The 16,949-nt window shown below is 63.1% G+C and carries 15 protein-coding genes and 1 pseudogene; 11 read left to right on the top strand and 5 right to left on the bottom strand.

The genetic code is table 11. The annotated features are described in order from the left end of the window. The first annotated feature begins 10 nt into the window (after window positions 1-10). Together PSEST_RS04910 and PSEST_RS04905 are read left to right on the top strand one after the other, a co-directional pair. Window positions 11-957 (top strand): annotated as a pseudogene (locus PSEST_RS04910) (lysylphosphatidylglycerol synthase transmembrane domain-containing protein). Between the two features lie 112 nt (window positions 958-1,069). Beyond that, window positions 1,070-1,798, top strand: a complete 729-nt coding sequence (locus tag PSEST_RS04905; protein ID WP_330216888.1) for a VC0807 family protein — start codon at window positions 1,070-1,072, stop codon at window positions 1,796-1,798. Window positions 1,799-1,872: 74 nt separating this feature from the next. Here PSEST_RS04905 and PSEST_RS22075 read toward each other — a convergent pair whose 3' ends face one another. The 5 genes from PSEST_RS22075 to PSEST_RS04885 form a co-directional block, all read right to left on the bottom strand. After that, entirely contained in the window at window positions 1,873-2,034 is a 162-nt protein-coding gene (locus tag PSEST_RS22075) for a hypothetical protein (protein WP_015275910.1), read from the bottom strand. 41 nt (window positions 2,035-2,075) lie between these two features. Then, window positions 2,076-2,975, bottom strand: a complete 900-nt coding sequence (locus tag PSEST_RS04900; protein WP_015275909.1) for an AEC family transporter — start codon at window positions 2,973-2,975, stop codon at window positions 2,076-2,078. Window positions 2,976-3,090: 115 nt separating this feature from the next. Next, window positions 3,091-4,011 (bottom strand): dTDP-4-dehydrorhamnose reductase, encoded by a 921-nt coding sequence (rfbD, locus tag PSEST_RS04895; RefSeq protein WP_015275908.1) that lies wholly within the window; start codon window positions 4,009-4,011, stop codon window positions 3,091-3,093. Between the two features lie 263 nt (window positions 4,012-4,274). Next, complete coding sequence (sfsA, locus tag PSEST_RS04890; RefSeq protein WP_015275907.1) at window positions 4,275-4,982, bottom strand: DNA/RNA nuclease SfsA; 708 nt, start codon at window positions 4,980-4,982, stop codon at window positions 4,275-4,277. After that, window positions 4,982-6,154: a pyridoxal phosphate-dependent aminotransferase gene (locus PSEST_RS04885; RefSeq protein ID WP_015275906.1), complete on the bottom strand. Its 1,173-nt coding sequence runs from the start codon at window positions 6,152-6,154 to the stop codon at window positions 4,982-4,984. The genes sfsA and PSEST_RS04885 overlap by 1 nt, the downstream gene beginning before the upstream one ends. A 191-nt stretch (window positions 6,155-6,345) precedes the next feature. Here PSEST_RS04885 and dksA point away from each other — a divergent pair, with 191 nt between their 5' ends. The 9 genes from dksA to panC all read left to right on the top strand — a co-directional run bounded on the left by dksA (window position 6,346) and on the right by panC (window position 16,939). Next, on the top strand, window positions 6,346-6,792 hold the full coding sequence (gene dksA / locus PSEST_RS04880; RefSeq protein ID WP_003284903.1) for an RNA polymerase-binding protein DksA: 447 nt from the start codon (window positions 6,346-6,348) through the stop codon (window positions 6,790-6,792). An 89-nt stretch (window positions 6,793-6,881) separates the two neighbouring features. Further along, window positions 6,882-7,787 carry a tRNA glutamyl-Q(34) synthetase GluQRS gene (gene gluQRS, locus PSEST_RS04875; protein WP_015275905.1) on the top strand — a complete coding sequence of 302 codons (906 nt, stop codon included), beginning with the start codon at window positions 6,882-6,884 and terminating at the stop codon, window positions 7,785-7,787. A gap of 108 nt (window positions 7,788-7,895) precedes the next feature. Further along, window positions 7,896-8,072, top strand: a complete 177-nt coding sequence (locus PSEST_RS21975; RefSeq protein WP_003284901.1) for a hypothetical protein — start codon at window positions 7,896-7,898, stop codon at window positions 8,070-8,072. Further along, window positions 8,056-11,010, top strand: coding sequence for a sensor histidine kinase (locus PSEST_RS04865; protein WP_015275904.1), 2,955 nt, complete (start codon window positions 8,056-8,058; stop codon window positions 11,008-11,010). Before PSEST_RS21975 ends, PSEST_RS04865 begins: the two co-directional genes overlap by 17 nt. 61 nt (window positions 11,011-11,071) lie before the next feature. Beyond that, window positions 11,072-12,484 (top strand): sigma-54-dependent transcriptional regulator, encoded by a 1,413-nt coding sequence (locus tag PSEST_RS04860; RefSeq protein ID WP_015275903.1) that lies wholly within the window; start codon window positions 11,072-11,074, stop codon window positions 12,482-12,484. Window positions 12,485-13,234: 750 nt separating this feature from the next. Further along, complete coding sequence (locus PSEST_RS04855; RefSeq protein ID WP_015275902.1) at window positions 13,235-14,629, top strand: polynucleotide adenylyltransferase PcnB; 1,395 nt, start codon at window positions 13,235-13,237, stop codon at window positions 14,627-14,629. 1 nt (window position 14,630) lies between these two features. Then, on the top strand, window positions 14,631-15,158 hold the full coding sequence (folK, locus tag PSEST_RS04850; protein WP_015275901.1) for a 2-amino-4-hydroxy-6-hydroxymethyldihydropteridine diphosphokinase: 528 nt from the start codon (window positions 14,631-14,633) through the stop codon (window positions 15,156-15,158). A 123-nt stretch (window positions 15,159-15,281) separates the two neighbouring features. Continuing rightward, window positions 15,282-16,082 (top strand): 3-methyl-2-oxobutanoate hydroxymethyltransferase, encoded by an 801-nt coding sequence (gene panB / locus PSEST_RS04845; RefSeq protein ID WP_015275900.1) that lies wholly within the window; start codon window positions 15,282-15,284, stop codon window positions 16,080-16,082. Further along, window positions 16,079-16,939: a pantoate--beta-alanine ligase gene (gene panC / locus PSEST_RS04840; RefSeq protein ID WP_015275899.1), complete on the top strand. Its 861-nt coding sequence runs from the start codon at window positions 16,079-16,081 to the stop codon at window positions 16,937-16,939. The genes panB and panC overlap by 4 nt, the downstream gene beginning before the upstream one ends. The last annotated feature ends 10 nt before the right edge of the window (window positions 16,940-16,949 follow it).

The following is a 16,949-nucleotide window of genomic DNA, read 5'->3' as shown; positions in this document are numbered from 1 at the left end:
GAGCCACGCAATGATGAAGAGGAGCGACGTCGCCTGGACCCTGATCGGGATCTCGGCTGTGCTGCTGTCCGGCTATCTGCTGTACCACGAAGTGCGCAATATCTCGCTGGCCGAGCTCACCGATAGCTTGCACGCGATCGTGCCGGTGGCTGGCTGTTGGCTGCACTGTCGACCCTGGGAGCCTACGTCGCGCTGGCCTGGTACGACCGCATCGCCGTAGCGCACCTGGGCAAGCGGATATCCTGGTGGTTCATCGCGCTCTGCTCGTTCACCACCTATGCCCTGGCCCACAACATCGGTGCGTCGGTTTTTTCCGGCGCCCTGGTGCGCTACCGCGCCTACCGCAGTAAAGGTCTTACGCCCCAGGAAATCGGCATTCTCATCGTTTTCTGTTCCCTGACGTTCGCGCTGGGAGTGCTGTTGACCGCAGGTGTCGTGCTGATCCTCAAACCACAACTGCTGGACCGCATCGTCCACAGCGCCCGCTGGGTGTCGTTCGCCGCCGGCTCCGGGCTGCTTGTGTTGATTGCGCTGTACGTCTTCGGCGCCTGGCGGCAACTGGCTCCGTGGCGCCTCGGCAAGTGGCACATCGAGTATCCGCGGCTGCCGATCGTCGGTCGGCAACTGCTGGCCGGGCCGCTGGAGCTGCTCTGCGCAGCGGCGATCATCTATTTCGCGCTTCCAGCGGAGAACAACCCGGGTTATCTGACGATACTCGGGGTATTTCTCGCTTCGTTTTCATTGGCCCTGCTGTCGCACGCTCCCGGCGGGCTTGGCGTACTAGAACTGACGTTTCTTGCCGCCCTTCCGGAGCTCCCCACGGTAGATGTGCTGGCGGCGCTGATTGTTTTCCGCGGGTTCTATCTGCTGTTGCCGTTCGCTCTGGCCATTTTGATCGTGCTGGCATTCGAACACGGCCAATGGCGCGAGCGACGGGCCGCCATGCAGCGGCGCTAAAGGCTTACGAACAGCCGAATAAACGCGCGTAATGCCCAGTCCGACGAAGATGGTCTGGCGAACCGACGCCACACAGGCGATCATGCAGCCCTCTCCAGACCAACCCGATGTCATGACCGATACCACCCACACCCACGCCGAACACAAACCGCGCCCGCTGATCGACCTGGCCGTCAGTATCCTGCTCCCGTCGCTGATCCTGATGAAGCTAAGTGGCGAAGAACGCCTCGGTGCCGATGGCGCACTGCTGGTCGCCCTGGCTTTCCCGCTGGGCTGGGGGCTATGGGAGCTGGCCAAATACCGCAAGTTCAACTGGATCGCCCTGCTCGGCCTGATCAGCGTGTTGCTGACCGGCGGCATCGGTCTGCTGCAGCTAGATACCCAGTGGCTGGCAGTCAAGGAAGCCGCCGTGCCGGGCATCATCGGCATCGCCGTGCTGGCCTCGACCCGCACTCGTTATCCGCTGATTCGCACCTTGCTGTACAACCCGAAGGTGCTCAACGTGGACAAGATTCACGAACAGCTCGAGCACAACGGCCAGGTCGAGCACTTCGAGACGCGCCTGCTGCGCGCGACCTACCTGCTCAGCGGCACCTTCTTCTTTTCGTCGTTCATGAATTACGTACTGGCCAAGTGGATCGTCAACAGTCCGGCCGGCAGCGAGGCGTTCAACGCCGAACTCGGACGGATGACGCTGCTCAGCTACCCAATGATCGCGATTCCCAGCATGCTGATGATGATGGCGATCTTCTATTACCTTTGGCGAACCATCCACGGCCTGACCGGCTTGCGTCTGGAGGACATCATGGCCGGTGCGCAGGAGCAGAGCCGCAGCAAGTAACCGCGCGTTGAACGTCACGCATGAAAAAAGGGCTGCTCGACACGCGTCGGCAGCCCTTTTTTGCTCCCGTTCGATCAGAACAGCAGCTTGAATATCCCGATCACCACGATCAGTCCGATAATGAAAATGATGCCCGCGGTCCCGCCGATGAATTTCAGCATGCTGTTCTCTCCCGTTTCCAAAGTCTGTGTTTTTGTGACACCCCCGGCCCGGGGGCGTTCGACAAAATCCGACATGCAAACGGCGAGTCGGCCCGCTGCCAACGAATAAGGTGCAATCAGCTGGACGCCAGCAGCATCCAGAGCGGCAGGCTGATGACCGCCATCACCGTGGACAGAAAAACCGTCGAACTCACCGCCCGGGTGTCCTCCGAATGTTTGACGAAGGCCAGCACATTCACTCCACTCGGGCAGGCCGCCAGCAACACCAGCACATTGCGTGCGTCCGCATTCAGGCCCGGCAGCAGGCCGCTTAACCACCAGACCAGCGCCGGGAACAGCGCCAGTTTGATCAGCGTCAGCAGCAGCACCGAGCCGCTGGGTCGCAACCGGTAACGTGACAGGCTGATACCCAGCACCATCAGTGCGCAAGGCAGCGCCGCTTGAGCCAGCCATCCGGCAACGCGCCACAGCGGCTCGGGCAATTCCAGGCCGGAGACATTCAGCAACGCACCCAGCAGCAGGCCGATGATCAGCGGGTTCGCCAGATTTTTCAGCAGGGCCGGCACGCTTACCTTGTCGCCGTCGCCCAGCGCCGCATAGAAGCTCTGCAACGAGAACAGCACCAGGCTGTGGAACACCAGGATGGCGAAGACGTAGACCAGACTTTCTGCGCCAAGCAACGTCGTCACCAGCGGGATACCGACCAGCACATTATTTGAATAGGCGGCGGTCAGGCCCAACGGCGTTGCCCGCCCGGCCCGTTGATGGGCAATCGCGTTGACCAGCAGGAATACCAGCAGAACCGGCACGAAGTAGGCCAGCAGAAGCATCGGCGACATGCCGTCGCTCAGCTCGGCACGAGCGATTCCGCTGAACAACACCGCCGGCATGAACAGTTTGAAGGTGACGCTCGCCAAGCCGGCGGCACCCTCGTTGCCCAACCATTGGCGCCAGCCGAACAGATAACCGAGCGAAATCAGACCGAAGATCGGCAGGATTGCCAACACCACCACCATGCTGCGCCTCTCCCTAGAGCCGAACGTCAGGCCGCGCCCAGGCGCGGGGGGTGCAAGAATACACCTGTGACCGGAGAAATCGCACGATGGCCAGGCGGCCACCGTGGGCGTCGCATCAGGCGCGAAAGGTTCTTTCGCGAACGGCGGAACGTTGCTCCTGCTGACGCAGGCTGGCAATGACGTCGCCCAGATCATCCTGCCAGGAGTGGGGCGCAAGGCCAAACGTCGACTCGAACCGGCTGCAATCGAGCACCGACCAGGCCGGACGGCGAGCAGGCGTTGGATATTGCGCGGTTGCGATCGGCGATACGCTCGGCTGCCGTACAATCAGGCCGGCGGCTTCGCCTTGGCGAAAGATCTCGACGGCGAAGTCGTACCATGAACAGGCCGGTGCGCCGCTGTAGTGGTACACCCCCCAAGCGAGCTTGGTGCCGGTGGCATGGCGCCGAGCCAATTCCAACAGGACCGAAGCGATGGTCCCTGCCTCGGTCGGGCAGCCAATCTGGTCGCTCACCACGCCGAGCGCGTCGCGCTGCCGAGCGAGCCGCAGCATGGTCTTGACGAAATTGTGCCCATGCACGCCATACACCCAACTGGTACGCAGGATCAGATGGGCGGGCAGGCAGGCGCGGATCGCCTCTTCACCGGCCAGCTTGCTCGCGCCGTAGATCCCGGTCGGCCCGGTTTCATCGCTCTCGAGATACGGATGGTCGGCCTCTCCAGAGAACACGTAGTCGGTAGAAATATGAAACAGCGGAATACCGGCACGTTCCGCGGCCTCGGCGAGATTACGCGCACCATCCCGGTTGACCGAATAGGCCTGTTCGCCATGGGATTCAGCGTTGTCCACATGGGTGTAAGCCGCCGCATTGATGATCAGCCCGGGGCGTTGCTGCATTGCCGCTGCAACCTGTTCCGGCTTGGCAATGTCCAGCTGCGCCCGAGCAGGCGCCAGCACTTCCAAGCCAAAACTTGCCGCTCGCTCAACCAGCTCTCGACCAACCTGGCCACCAGCACCGCAAACGAGGATTCGCATTCTTTGTCGCCTCATCGATGACGCCCGCAGCAAGGCGAACGTCCGAAATCAAGTCTGTCCACGACGCCACGCGCACAGGTCGCGAGGCCGCCCGAAGAAACCATCGAAACCGGCAGGATCGCGTCATTACGCCGTAACAAACGGCGGAGCAGAGCCTACCCGTACGTGATGGTTGTGGTTTCCAGCCTCGTTGAGGCCAGACGAAAGGCACTTTGTTCCCCGGCTGTGCACAAAAAATTTATCGCGTCATCGTTCATGGCAGCTCACAGCAACACTGGCAATCGGCCACTGATGCGCAGTTCGGTGGGTGACAAATCGACGCCGTAAGCGAGCACTTCCACCCCAGCCGCGACTGCGTCGCGCAGGGCGGCCGCATATACCGGATCGATCTCCTGTGCCGGCCGAACCGCCTCGACACCGCTGAGATTGACGCAGTAAAGCTGCACCGCGCGCACTCCCGCACGCGCCAACGCCGCCAGTTCACGCAAGTGCTTGGCGCCGCGCAGGGTCACCGCATCCGGAAATGCCGCCACCGCCGTGTCGGCGAAGCCAAGCGTGACGCTCTTGACCTCGACGAAGGCGGCAATGCCAGCGTAATCGAGACGAAAATCCACCCGACTGTTCTCCACACCATAAGCCACCTCGCGCTTGAGCATCGTGAAGCCTGCCAGCTCGGTGATCTGCCCATTCAGCAGCGCCTCCTCGATCAGCGGATTGGCGCGCGCCGTATTCACGCACGCCAACCGCCCCTGCGGCGTCTCGACCAGCTCCCAGGTGCCCGGCAATTTACGCCGTGGATCGCTGCTGCGCTGGAACCACACCCGCGCGCCCTCCTCCATGCAATTGAGCATCGAGCCGGTGTTCGGGCAGTGGATGCACAGCGCTTCGCCCTCGTCCGTGACGATGTCGGCGAGAAAACGCTTGTAGCGCTTGACCAGGCGCCCCTGCTCCAGGGGTTGCGCGAAACGCATCAGGCTTGCCAGCTGCGCAGGCCACGGGCAATGCGCTCGACCGCCTGCTGCAGGCGCGGCAGATCCTGGGTATAGGCAAAGCGCACGTGATGCCCGGCCTGAAAGCGGCCGAAGTCCAGTCCGGGGGTGATCGCAACGAACTCGGTTTCCAGCATGTGCTGGCAGAACGCGTAGGCATCGCCGCCGAACGCGCTGATGTCGGCATACAGATAGAACGCGCCCTGCGGCTCGACCGCAATACCGAAGCCGAGCTCGCGCAAGGCCGGCAAAAGGAAATCACGCCGGCGAGCGAACTCGGCGCGGCGCGCTTCGAGAATCTCCAGTGTCGCAGGCTCGAAGCAGGCCAGCGCCGCGTGCTGAGCCATGCTCGGCGCGCTGATGTAGAGGTTCTGCGCGAGCTTCTCCAGCTCCGGCACCGCAGTCGGCGGCGCCACCAGCCATCCCAGACGCCAGCCGGTCATGCCGAAATACTTGGAGAAGCTGTTCAACACGAACGCGTCATCGTCTACCTCGAGCACGCTCGCCGCGTCCACGCCGTAGGTCAGCCCGTGATAGATCTCGTCGACCACCAGATGACCGCCGCGCTCTTTCAGCGCAGCGGACAATCTGGCCAGCTCGTCACGCTCCAGCAGCGTGCCCGTCGGATTGGCCGGCGATGCCACCAGCGCACCGACGCTGTCGCGATCCCAGTAGCGCTCGACCAGCTCGGGGGTCAGCTGGTATCGAACGTCGGGGCCGACTGGCACCAGTTGCGCGGCGCCTTCCACCAGCCGCAGAAAATGCCGATTGCAGGGATAGCCGGGGTCGGCGAGCAACCAGTGCTTGCCGGGATCCACCAACAGGCTGGCCGCCAGCAGCAGTGCGCCGGAGCCACCGGGCGTAATCAGGATGCGTCCGGGGTCGATAGATAATCCATAGCGCTGCGCGTAGAAAGCCGCAATTGCTTCGCGCAGCTGAGGCAGGCCGCGCGCCGGGGTATAGCGCGTGTGCCCGGCGGCCAGCGCCGCTTGCCCTGCAGCGACGATGGGCGCGGCGGTAGTGAAATCCGGCTCGCCGATTTCCAGATGAATGACGTCGTGGCCTTGAACTTGCAGCTGGTTCGCCCGCTCCAAAAGCGCCATGACGTGGAAAGGTTCGATTGCGCGGCTGCGCGCACTGTATGACGAGGTCATCTGACCTTCCTGTTGAGAACGAAACGTGAATTCTACCCAAGGTCCCGATACTGCTGCAGTTACTGTTGGATTCGGGAGTAGCGCACCCCGATCCGATCTGGTAAGTTCGCCCGCTTGCAGCCGCAGGGCCGGCACGGGCCGGCAAGGGACAAATCATCCTGCGCAATGGACATAGCGAGAGGCGTTCATCCATGCCCATTACCAAAGAAACACCGTCGAGCAAGCAACTGATTCGCGCCTTCGAGCCCTATAAGGAAAGCAAGGGCGAGGAATACATGAGCGACAAGATGCGCGCCCACTTCACTGGCATCCTGAACAAGTGGAAACAGGAGCTGATGGAAGAGGTCGATCGCACCGTGCACCACATGCAGGACGAGGCTGCCAATTTCCCTGATCCGGCCGACCGCGCCAGCCAGGAAGAAGAGTTCAGCCTGGAACTGCGCGCCCGCGACCGCGAGCGCAAGCTGATCAAGAAGATCGACGAAACGCTGCAGCTGATCGAAGACAACGAATACGGCTGGTGCGATTCCTGCGGCGTCGAGATCGGCATCCGCCGACTGGAAGCCCGCCCTACCGCCACGCTCTGCATCGACTGCAAGACGCTGGCGGAGATCAAGGAAAAGCAGATCGGTTCCTGATCCCGAACGGGGCGCTTCGGCGCCCCGCTTCATTTCCGTCTCTGCTGCGCCTCATCCGCCCCGCCATCCCTGATCGCGCCGGCTCCGCCATGCCTTCTGCCACATCTGCCCACACCGAGCGCTACGTCGGCCGTTTTGCCCCGACGCCCAGCGGCTATCTGCATTTCGGCTCACTGGTCGCCGCCCTTGCTTCCTATCTCGACGCCCGCGCGGTCGGCGGTCGTTGGCTGCTGCGCATGGAAGACATCGATCCACCGCGGGAAATGCCCGGCGCGCAGAAAGCCATCATCGGAACGCTCATCAGCTACGGCTTCGAGTGGGACGGCGAAATGCTGCGCCAGAGTGAGCGTCATGATGCCTATCGGGATGCGATTGACCGCTTGCTGGAGCAACGGCTGGCTTATGCCTGTACTTGCTCGCGCAAGCAGCTCGAAGCCTACCCCGGCCCCTATCCCGGCTTTTGCCGCACGGCCGGGAACGGCCTCGACGATGCCGCCATCCGCCTGCGCGTGCCTGACCGAGAATACGGCTTCGTCGATCGTGTGCAGGGCGAGTTCCGCCAGCATCTGGGCCGCGAGGTCGGCGACTTCGTCATCCGCCGTCGCGACGGCCTGATCGCCTATCAGCTGGCCGTGGTGCTGGACGACGCCTGGCAGGGTGTGACCGACGTCGTGCGCGGCGCCGACCTGCTCGACTCGACGCCGCGCCAGCTCTACTTGCAGGAACTGCTTGGTCTGCCGCAACTGCGCTATCTGCATCTGCCGCTGATCATCCAGCCAGACGGCCACAAGCTCGGCAAGAGCTACCGCTCACCACCACTGCAACCCCATGAGGCCAGCCCGCTGCTGCTACGCGCACTGCGCGCGCTCGGCCAGCAGCCTGCAGATGAGTTGAGTGACGCCCTCCCGGGCGAAATCCTCACCTGGGCGGTAAGGCACTGGAATGCCGATCGCATCCCGCGCACCCGGACATTGGCAGAAGCACAGCTGCGCTGAGTAGCCGGCAGCAACAAGGCGCGAGCACAAAGTCGGTTTTGCCCTCCGCTGGTGGCTTGCAACGTGCCGCTGCTCTACCATCGCCTGACTTCCGACACGAGACCCGGCATGTATATCTACCGACTGGTGCTGCTCCTGGTAGTGGGGATCTATCTGTTCTCCCCCGCCATCATGGACTGGTGGATCGACCCCAACGGTGCCTGGTATCGGCCCTACGTGCTGTGGCTGATCCTGATCGTGGTGACCTTCATTCTCCAGAGCCAGCGTGATGCAGACGAGCTTTAGCCTGAGCCACCTGATCCTGATCAGCGCCGCCTACCTGTTCATGCTGTTTGGCGTCGCCTGGGTCAGCGAACGCGGCCTGATTCCGCGCTGGATCATCCGCCACCCGCTGACCTACACCCTCTCGCTGGGCGTCTATGCCAGCGCCTGGGCGTTTTACGGCACCGTGGGCCTGGCCTATCAGTACGGCTACGGCTTTCTCGCCACCTATCTGGGCGTTTGTGGCGCATTCCTGCTGGCGCCGGTGCTGCTCTATCCGATCCTGCGCATCACCCGCACCTATCAGCTGTCATCGCTGGCCGATCTGGTCGCCTTCCGCTTCCGCAGCACCTGGAGCGGCGCCCTGACCACCATCGTCATGCTGATCGGCATGCTGCCGCTGCTGGCCCTGCAGATCCAGGCGGTGGCCGACGCCATCGGCATTCTCACGCTGGAACCCCTGCAGGAGCGCGTGGCGCTGGGCTACTGCCTGATGATCATGCTGTTCACCATCCTCTTCGGTGCCCGCCACATCGCCACGCGGGAGAAGCACGAAGGCCTGGTGTTCGCCATCGCCTTCGAATCGATCGTCAAGCTGGTGACCTTCGGTGCCATCGGCCTCTACGCGCTGTACGTCGTCTTCGGCGGACCACACCAGCTGGAGATCTGGCTGCTGCAGAACCAGTCGGCGCTGCAGGCCCTGCATACGCCGCTGCAGGAAGGCCCCTGGCGCACACTGCTGCTGGTGTTCTTCGCCTCGGCGATCGTGATGCCGCACATGTACCACATGACCTTTACCGAGAACCTCAACCCGCGCGGCCTGGTCAGCGCCAGCTGGGGACTGCCCCTGTATCTGCTGCTGATGAGCCTGGCCGTACCGCTGATTCTCTGGGCCGGTCTGAAATTGGGCGTGAGCACCAACCCGGAGTACTTCACCCTCGGCCTGGGTCTCGCCGCGCAGAGCGAGACCCTCGCGCTGCTGGCCTTCGTTGGTGGCCTCTCGGCATCCAGCGGGCTGATCATCGTCAGCACCCTGGCGCTGTCGGGCATGGCGCTCAACCATCTGGTGCTGCCGCTCTACCAACCCTCCAGCGAAGGCAACATCTACCGCTGGCTGAAGTGGACGCGGCGCAGCCTGATCTTCGCCATCATCATGGCCGGCTACGGCTTCTACCTGCTGCTGGGCGCAGAGCAGGACCTGTCCAACCTCGGCATCGTCGCGTTCGTCGCCACCCTGCAGTTCCTCCCCGGCGTGCTGTCGGTGCTCTACTGGCCGACCGCCAATCGCCGCGGCTACATTGCCGGCCTGTTGGGAGGCATCGGTGTTTGGGTGGTGACCATGCTGTTGCCGCTGGTGGGCAACCTGGATGGCTTTTATATACCGCTGTTCAACGTCGTCTATGTGCTGGATGACACCAGTTGGCACCTGGCAGCGATCGCCTCGCTGGCGGTCAACGTACTGGCGTTCTCGCTGTTTTCCATCTTCAGCGAGACCAGTCCGGAGGAGCAAAGCGCTGCCGAGGCCTGCGCCGTGGAGAACGTGCGACGCCCACAACGGCGCGAGCTGATGGCGGCCTCGCCGCAGGAATTCGCCACCCAGCTGGCCAAACCGCTGGGGGCCAAGACCGCCCAACGCGAAGTGGAACAGGCGTTGCGCGATCTGCAGCTGCCGTTCGACGAGCACCGCCCCTATGCGCTGCGCCGTCTGCGTGACCGCATCGAAGCCAACCTGTCGGGCCTGATGGGCCCAAGCGTGGCTCAGGACATCGTCGAGAACTTCCTGCCGTACAAGAACGGCGCCGAGGGCTACATCACCGAGGACATCCACTTCATCGAGAGCCGTCTCGAGGAATACCACTCACGCCTGACCGGCCTGGCCGCCGAGCTCGACGCGCTGCGCCGCTATCACCGGCAGACCTTGCAGGAGCTGCCGATGGGCGTCTGCTCGCTGGCCAAGGATCAGGAAATCCTCATGTGGAACCGCGCACTCGAGGAACTCACCGAGATTCCGGCACTGCAGGTCGTGGGCTCGCGCCTGTCGACCATCGCCGAACCCTGGCGTAGCCTGCTCAGCGACTTCATCGAGCAAGCCGACGAACACCTGCACAAGCAGCGCCTGGCCCATAACGGCCATCGCCGCTGCCTCAACCTGCACAAGGCAGCCATCGCCGAGCCGCTGGCGCCCGGCAACAGCGGTCTGGTGCTGCTGGTCGAGGACCTGACCGAAACCCAGCAGCTGGAAGACCGCCTGGTGCACTCCGAGCGCCTAGCCAGCATCGGTCGCCTGGCAGCCGGCGTGGCGCATGAAATCGGCAACCCGATCACCGGCATCGCCTGTCTGGCGCAGAACCTGCGGGACGAGCGGGAAGACGATGGCGAGATCGTCGAGATCAGTGCGCAAATCATCGAGCAGACCAAACGCGTGTCGCGCATCGTGCAGTCACTGATGAGCTTCGCCCATGCCGGCGAGCGCCAGCACCAGCTGTATCCGGTGAGCCTCGCTCAGGTCACCCAGGACGCCATCGGCCTGCTCTCGCTCAACCGCAACCGCACCGAGGTGCAGTTCATCAACCTGTGCCACCCCGATCATGTCGCCGAGGGCGACCCGCAACGCCTCGCCCAAGTGCTGATCAACCTGCTCTCCAATGCCCGCGACGCATCGCCGCAAGGTGGCGTGATCCGTATCAGCAGCGAAGTTGCCGAGCAGACCGTGTACCTGGTGGTCGAAGACGAAGGCAGCGGGATTCCCAAGGACATTCAGGACCGCCTGTTCGAGCCGTTCTTCACCACCAAGGATCCGGGCGAAGGCACTGGCCTGGGCCTTGCGCTGGTCTATTCGATCATTGAAGAGCATTATGGCCAGATCGATATCGACAGCCCGGCCGACCCGGAAACACAGCGCGGCACCCGTTTTCGCATCACCCTGCCGCGGCATGTCGAAGCGTCCCATGCCGTAAGTTGAAGAGGCGACTGCCGTACCGGCCCCGTGCCGGCGCTGCCTCCAGACCGTCGAGAGAGTACTGATGTCACACATTCTGATCGTCGAAGACGAAACCATCATCCGCTCCGCCCTGCGACGCCTTCTCGAACGCAACCAGTACGAGGTCAGCGAAGCCGGCTCGGTGCAGGAGGCACAGGAGCGCTACAGCATCCCGGGCTTCGACCTCATCGTCAGCGACCTGAGACTGCCCGGCGCACCCGGCACGGAGCTGATCAAGCTCGCCGAAGGCACGCCGGTGCTGATCATGACCAGCTATGCCAGCCTGCGCTCGGCAGTGGACTCGATGAAAATGGGCGCGGTCGACTACATCGCCAAACCTTTCGATCACGACGAGATGCTGCAGACCGTCGCACGCATTCTCAGCGACCATCAGCAAAGTGCAGCCGTACAGGCGCAGCCCGCGCGCAGTGCAAGTGCCACCGCAGCTGGATCGGGTCGGGATGACATCGGCATCATCGGCCACTGCGCGCCCATGCAGGACCTGTTCGGCAAGATCCGCAAGGTCGCTCCGACCGATTCCAACGTGCTGATCCAGGGCGAATCGGGCACCGGCAAGGAGCTGGTCGCCCGTGCGCTGCACAACCTCTCGCGCCGCGCCAAGGCGCCGATGATCTCGGTGAACTGCGCCGCCATCCCGGAAACGCTGATCGAATCCGAATTGTTCGGCCATGAAAAAGGCGCGTTCACCGGTGCCAGCGCAGGGCGCGCCGGCCTGGTCGAAGCAGCCGATGGCGGCACGCTGTTTCTCGACGAAATCGGCGAGCTGCCCCTGGAGGCACAGGCACGCCTGCTCCGGGTTCTGCAGGAAGGCGAGATCCGCCGGGTTGGCTCGGTGCAATCGCAGAAGGTCGATGTGCGCCTTATCGCCGCGACTCACCGCGACCTGAAAACCCTGGCCAAGACCGGGCAGTTCCGTGAAGACCTCTACTACCGACTGCACGTCATCGCACTCAAGCTACCCCCGCTGCGCGAACGCGGCAGTGACGTGCTGGAGATCGCCAAGGCATTCCTCGCCCGCCAGGGTGAGCGCATGGGCAGCGACGACCTGCATTTTTCCCGCGACGCAGAACAGGCCATCCGTCATTACTCTTGGCCAGGTAACGTGCGAGAACTGGAAAACGCCATCGAACGCGCTGCCATCCTCAGTGAGAGCCCGGAGATCGATGCCGAGCTGCTGGGCATCGATATCGAGCTCGATGAGCTGGACGACGATTTCGACGAGCCTCTCGGCAGCATCCGCGGTATCGCCAACAGCAATGAGCCGACCGAGGATCTGTCGCTGGAGGACTATTTCCAGCACTTCGTGCTCGAGCATCAGGACCACATGACCGAGACCGAGCTGGCTCGCAAGCTGGGCATCAGCCGTAAATGTCTGTGGGAACGCCGCCAGCGCCTGGGCATTCCGCGGCGCAAGTCGAGTAGCGCGGCCGGGTAGTTTGTTACCGCGTCAGCATGATTCGTAACAAAAACCGGGAGCAACGGTAACGTTCTCCCGGTTTTTTCTTGCCCGCGCGACTGAGGAAAATACTCAACTCATTGAAAAATAATGACTTTCATAAACTGGCACAGCAAATGCTTTCTAAGTGGCACAACAACAATAACAAGCAGCTCCCATAACAAGAACAAGACGTAACGGCTCCAGCAAAATAACGACAAGAAGGCGGAGGCGCAGCTAACTGATTCTTTTGGAGAGGACTTGCCACGGGGTTCGCCCCACGACCAGGCCGAGAACAATAAAAACTGCAGCAAGCAGGGCCCGCACTGGTTGGATCGAAGATCAAGGCAAAGTCAGCGACCAAAGAAATCCGTTTGCTATTAGCTCCTACTATAGGAGCGCTCTCGAAGGCTACGGCCCAAGAGAACAGGCGAACAACAAGAACAGCAACGCCTGAACCACTAATAACAATAAAGCACGCGACAGTATTCAAAGGGGAGCTTCGGCTCCCCTTTGTGCTATCCGGGCTTTGTCGACCCACCCGTGAACCCGTTGCACTTGCAGCGCACCAGGCGCCCCTGCATCCGGCCTGTCTGCCGTACCAAGCAATACCCCGTCACGCTGCGCAAGATGCTTTTTGACACCTCCCCGCGCATCGTTCAACATCCAGCACTCTCGGTGCTAGAATCCGCGCAGGTTTCGCGGTCATTCGCGACACCGGCCCGTCATTCCGCCACACAGTTGCCCCCCATGCTGAAAAAGCTGTTCCAGTCTTTTCGTCTTCCTCTGCGCCGTATCCCGCATCCCCGCCGCACACCTGAAATTCTGTCCAGCAGGCAGCACTCCCTGCACCGCAACGAGATCAGCCGTTACGCGGTGAGCGTGGTCGAGCGCCTGCAGCAGGCAGGTTACGAGGCTTATGTGGTGGGCGGTTGCGTGCGCGATCTGCTGCTGCAGCTGAACCCCAAGGATTACGACGTCGCCACCAGCGCGACGCCCGAGCAGGTGCGCGCGGAGTTCCGCAACGCGCGGGTGATCGGCCGACGGTTCAAGCTGGTGCACGTGCATTTCGGCCGCGAGATCATCGAGGTCGCCACTTTCCGCGCCAATCATCCAGAAGAGGATGACGACGACGCCAGCCATCTGGCCTCGCGCAATGAGAGCGGACGCATCCTGCGCGACAACATCTACGGCACCCTCGAGGATGATGCCCAGCGCCGCGACTTCACCATCAACGCGCTGTACTACGATCCGACCACGGAGCGCATCCTCGATCACACCCGTGGCGTGCACGACATCCGCAATCGCCTGATCCGCCTGATCGGCGACCCCGAGCAGCGCTATCAGGAAGACCCGGTGCGCATGCTGCGTGCCGTGCGCTTCGCCGCCAAACTCGACTTCGAGATCGAACGGCACAGCGCCGAGCCCATCGTCGAACTGGCCGACCTGCTCGACGGCATTCCCTCGGCCCGCCTGTTCGACGAAGTCCTCAAGCTGTTCCTCGGCGGCAAGGCCGAGCGCACCTTCGAGCTGCTGCTCGAATACGACCTTTTCGCCCCGCTGTTCCCGGCGAGCGCGGCAGCACTGGAGCGCGACCCGGAGTATGCCGGCACGCTGATCCGCAACGCTCTGGCCAATACCGATCTGCGGATCCAGCAGGGCAAGCCGGTAACGCCTGCGTTCCTTTTCGCCGCCCTGCTCTGGCCTGCCCTGCCGGCCCGCGTGCTGGAACTGCAGAACCGCGGCATGCCGCCGATCCCGGCGATGCAGGAGGCCGCGCACGACATCATCTGGGAACAGTGCCAGCGCACCGCAATCCCCAAACGCTTCACCATGCCCATGCGCGAGATCTGGGACATGCAGGAGCGTCTGCCGCGGCGCCAGGGCCGGCGTGCCGACCAGCTGCTGGAAAATCCACGTTTCCGTGCCGGTTACGACTTCCTCCTGCTGCGCGAGAGTGCCGGCGAGCAGACCGGCGGGCTCGGAGACTGGTGGACCGATTATCAGGAGGCCAGCGAAAGCGAGCGGCGCAACATGATTCGCGGGCTCAGCAATAAAGACGATGCCGGCGCAGCGAAGAAGCGCCGCCGTGGCGGGCGTCGCCGCCGGGCTCCGGGCGACAATACCGCCGCCCCGGCCGAGTAAGATGGAACGCGTCTATATCGGCCTGGGCAGCAACCTGGCCGAGCCGCAGCAGCAACTGCGCGGCGCCCTGCAAGCGCTGGCCGAGCTTTCAGAGAGCAGTCTGGCAGCAGTCTCGTCGCTTTATGCCAGCGACCCGCTCGGCCCAGCCGACCAACCACGCTATGTCAATGCCGTCGCTGCGCTGGATACCGACCTTGCACCATTGAAGCTGCTCGACGCCCTGCAGCGTATCGAGCTGGCCCAGGGCCGTGAGCGCAAGGCCGAGCGCTGGGGCCCACGCACCCTCGATCTGGATATCCTGCTGTTTGGCGACAGGCTGATCGACGAGCCACGCCTCACGGTTCCGCACTATCACATGCAGGCCCGTGCATTCGTGCTCTACCCATTGGCCGAGATCGCTCCGCTGGAACTGGTCTTCGCCGACGGTCGACGGCTCGCCGATCTACTCACGGCCTGCCCGTTCAGCGGCCTCGAGCGGCTATCCAGCGACAGTGTCACCGCCGCGGTAACGAACGTAACGTGCGGGTAACACTCGCGATTGACTTACTCTGCCGCCGCCGGGACTATAAGCGCCCTCTGCCACTGACGACCGCTGCCCAGCGGTGCGCCACCCGGCAATCCTGACCTCCGAGGCTCGAAGAGGACGGCATTCATGCCAGACGTAACCCTGACCACGCTGCAAGGGCTCAAGCAGAAGGGCGAGAAGATCGTCATGCTCACCTGCTATGACGCCACCTTCGCCAAGACCGCCTGCGACGCGGGCGTCGAGATGCTCCTGATCGGCGATTCACTCGGCATGGTCCTGCAAGGTCACGACAGCACCCTGCCGGTCACCGTCGCCGACATGGCCTACCACACCGCCAGCGTCAAGCGCGGCAACCGTGGCGCGATGATCGTCGCCGACCTGCCATTCATGGCGAACGCCACTACCGAGCAGACCCTGAACAACTCCGCGGCGCTGATGCAAGCCGGCGCGCACATGATCAAGCTTGAAGGCACCGCGTGGCTGGCCGATTCGATCCGCCTGCTGGCCGAGCGCGGCATTCCGGTCTGTGCGCACATGGGTCTGACGCCCCAGGCGGTCAACCTCTTCGGCGGCTACAAGGTGCAAGGCCGCGAAGAAGCCCAGGCACAGCAGATGCTGGAAGACGCCAAAGCGCTGGAAGCAGCCGGTGCGGCCATGCTGCTGCTCGAATGCGTACCCAGCGAACTGGCTGCACGCATCACCCGGGCGGTGCAGATTCCGGTGATCGGTATCGGCGCCGGCAGCGACACCGACGGCCAGGTGCTGGTGTTGCACGACATGCTCGGGCTTTCGCTCAGTGGTCGCGTACCGAAGTTCGTCAAGAACTTCATGCGCGAGCACGGTGACATCCCTTCCGCCATCGCCGGCTATGTAAAAGCCGTCAAGGCCACCGAATTTCCCGCAGCCGAGCACGGTTTCTCCGCATGAACATCGTCAAGACCATTGCCGACCTGCGCGCCGCGGTCGCCCGCGCGCGCAGCGAGGGCAAGCGCATCGGCTTCGTGCCGACCATGGGCAACCTGCATGCTGGCCACATCGCTCTGGTGAAAAAGGCTGGTCAGCGTGCCGACTTCGTGGTCGCCAGCATCTTCGTCAATCCGTTGCAGTTCGGCCCCAACGAGGACCTGGACAGCTATCCGCGCACCCTCGCGGCGGATCAGGACAAGCTCTTCGAAGCAGGCTGCCACCTGCTCTTCGCGCCGAGCGTGGACGAAATGTACCCGCACGGGCAGGCCCAGCAGACTATCGTGCGCGTTCCCGGTGTATCGGAAGGTTTGTGTGGCGGCAGTCGTCCCGGGCACTTCGATGGCGTCTCCACAGTAGTCACCAAATTGTTCAACATGGTCCTGCCGGATCTCGCCGTGTTCGGGCAGAAGGATTTCCAGCAGCTGGCGGTGATCCGCACCATGGTTCGCGACCTGAACATGCCGGTGCAGATCCTTTCCGAGCCGATCGTTCGGGCCGATGACGGCCTGGCATTGTCATCGCGAAACGGATACCTGACTGCGGACGAGCGTGCCACCGCACCCGTGCTGTACCGCACGCTGAAAGAGCTCGAAACGGCGATCCGTGGTGGCCGCCGCGATTATCCGGCACTGATCGCCGTGGGGTTGAGCGCGCTACAATCCGCCGGCCTGCGCCCGGACTACCTGGAGATCCGCAACGCCATCGATCTGCAGCCGGTGAGCGACGCTTCCAGCGAAGTAGTCATCCTTGTCGCCGCCTATCTCGGCAAGACACGACTGCTCGATAATTTGCTCGTCGACATCCGCACATCGGCCTGATTCCAGTCAA

Origin of the sequence: Stutzerimonas stutzeri RCH2 (assembly GCF_000327065.1) — a bacterium.
In the GTDB taxonomy this organism is placed as follows: Bacteria; Pseudomonadota; Gammaproteobacteria; order Pseudomonadales; family Pseudomonadaceae; genus Stutzerimonas; species Stutzerimonas stutzeri_AE.
This window is presented reverse-complemented; position numbering and strand designations above follow the sequence as displayed.

Excerpts from the sequence above, each read along its gene's own strand:
- PSEST_RS04905 (WP_330216888.1), top strand. The coding sequence starts at position 1,070 with ATGACCGATACCACCCACACCCACGCCGAACACAAACCGCGCCCGCTG.
- PSEST_RS22075 (WP_015275910.1), bottom strand. The coding sequence starts at position 2,034 with ATGTCGGATTTTGTCGAACGCCCCCGGGCCGGGGGTGTCACAAAAACA.
- PSEST_RS04900 (WP_015275909.1), bottom strand. The coding sequence starts at position 2,975 with ATGGTGGTGGTGTTGGCAATCCTGCCGATCTTCGGTCTGATTTCGCTC.
- rfbD (WP_015275908.1), bottom strand. The coding sequence starts at position 4,011 with ATGCGAATCCTCGTTTGCGGTGCTGGTGGCCAGGTTGGTCGAGAGCTG.
- sfsA (WP_015275907.1), bottom strand. The coding sequence starts at position 4,982 with ATGCGTTTCGCGCAACCCCTGGAGCAGGGGCGCCTGGTCAAGCGCTAC.
- PSEST_RS04885 (WP_015275906.1), bottom strand. The coding sequence starts at position 6,154 with ATGACCTCGTCATACAGTGCGCGCAGCCGCGCAATCGAACCTTTCCAC.
- dksA (WP_003284903.1), top strand. The coding sequence starts at position 6,346 with ATGCCCATTACCAAAGAAACACCGTCGAGCAAGCAACTGATTCGCGCC.
- gluQRS (WP_015275905.1), top strand. The coding sequence starts at position 6,882 with ATGCCTTCTGCCACATCTGCCCACACCGAGCGCTACGTCGGCCGTTTT.
- PSEST_RS21975 (WP_003284901.1), top strand. The coding sequence starts at position 7,896 with ATGTATATCTACCGACTGGTGCTGCTCCTGGTAGTGGGGATCTATCTG.
- PSEST_RS04865 (WP_015275904.1), top strand. The coding sequence starts at position 8,056 with ATGCAGACGAGCTTTAGCCTGAGCCACCTGATCCTGATCAGCGCCGCC.
- PSEST_RS04860 (WP_015275903.1), top strand. The coding sequence starts at position 11,072 with ATGTCACACATTCTGATCGTCGAAGACGAAACCATCATCCGCTCCGCC.
- PSEST_RS04855 (WP_015275902.1), top strand. The coding sequence starts at position 13,235 with ATGCTGAAAAAGCTGTTCCAGTCTTTTCGTCTTCCTCTGCGCCGTATC.
- folK (WP_015275901.1), top strand. The coding sequence starts at position 14,631 with ATGGAACGCGTCTATATCGGCCTGGGCAGCAACCTGGCCGAGCCGCAG.
- panB (WP_015275900.1), top strand. The coding sequence starts at position 15,282 with ATGCCAGACGTAACCCTGACCACGCTGCAAGGGCTCAAGCAGAAGGGC.
- panC (WP_015275899.1), top strand. The coding sequence starts at position 16,079 with ATGAACATCGTCAAGACCATTGCCGACCTGCGCGCCGCGGTCGCCCGC.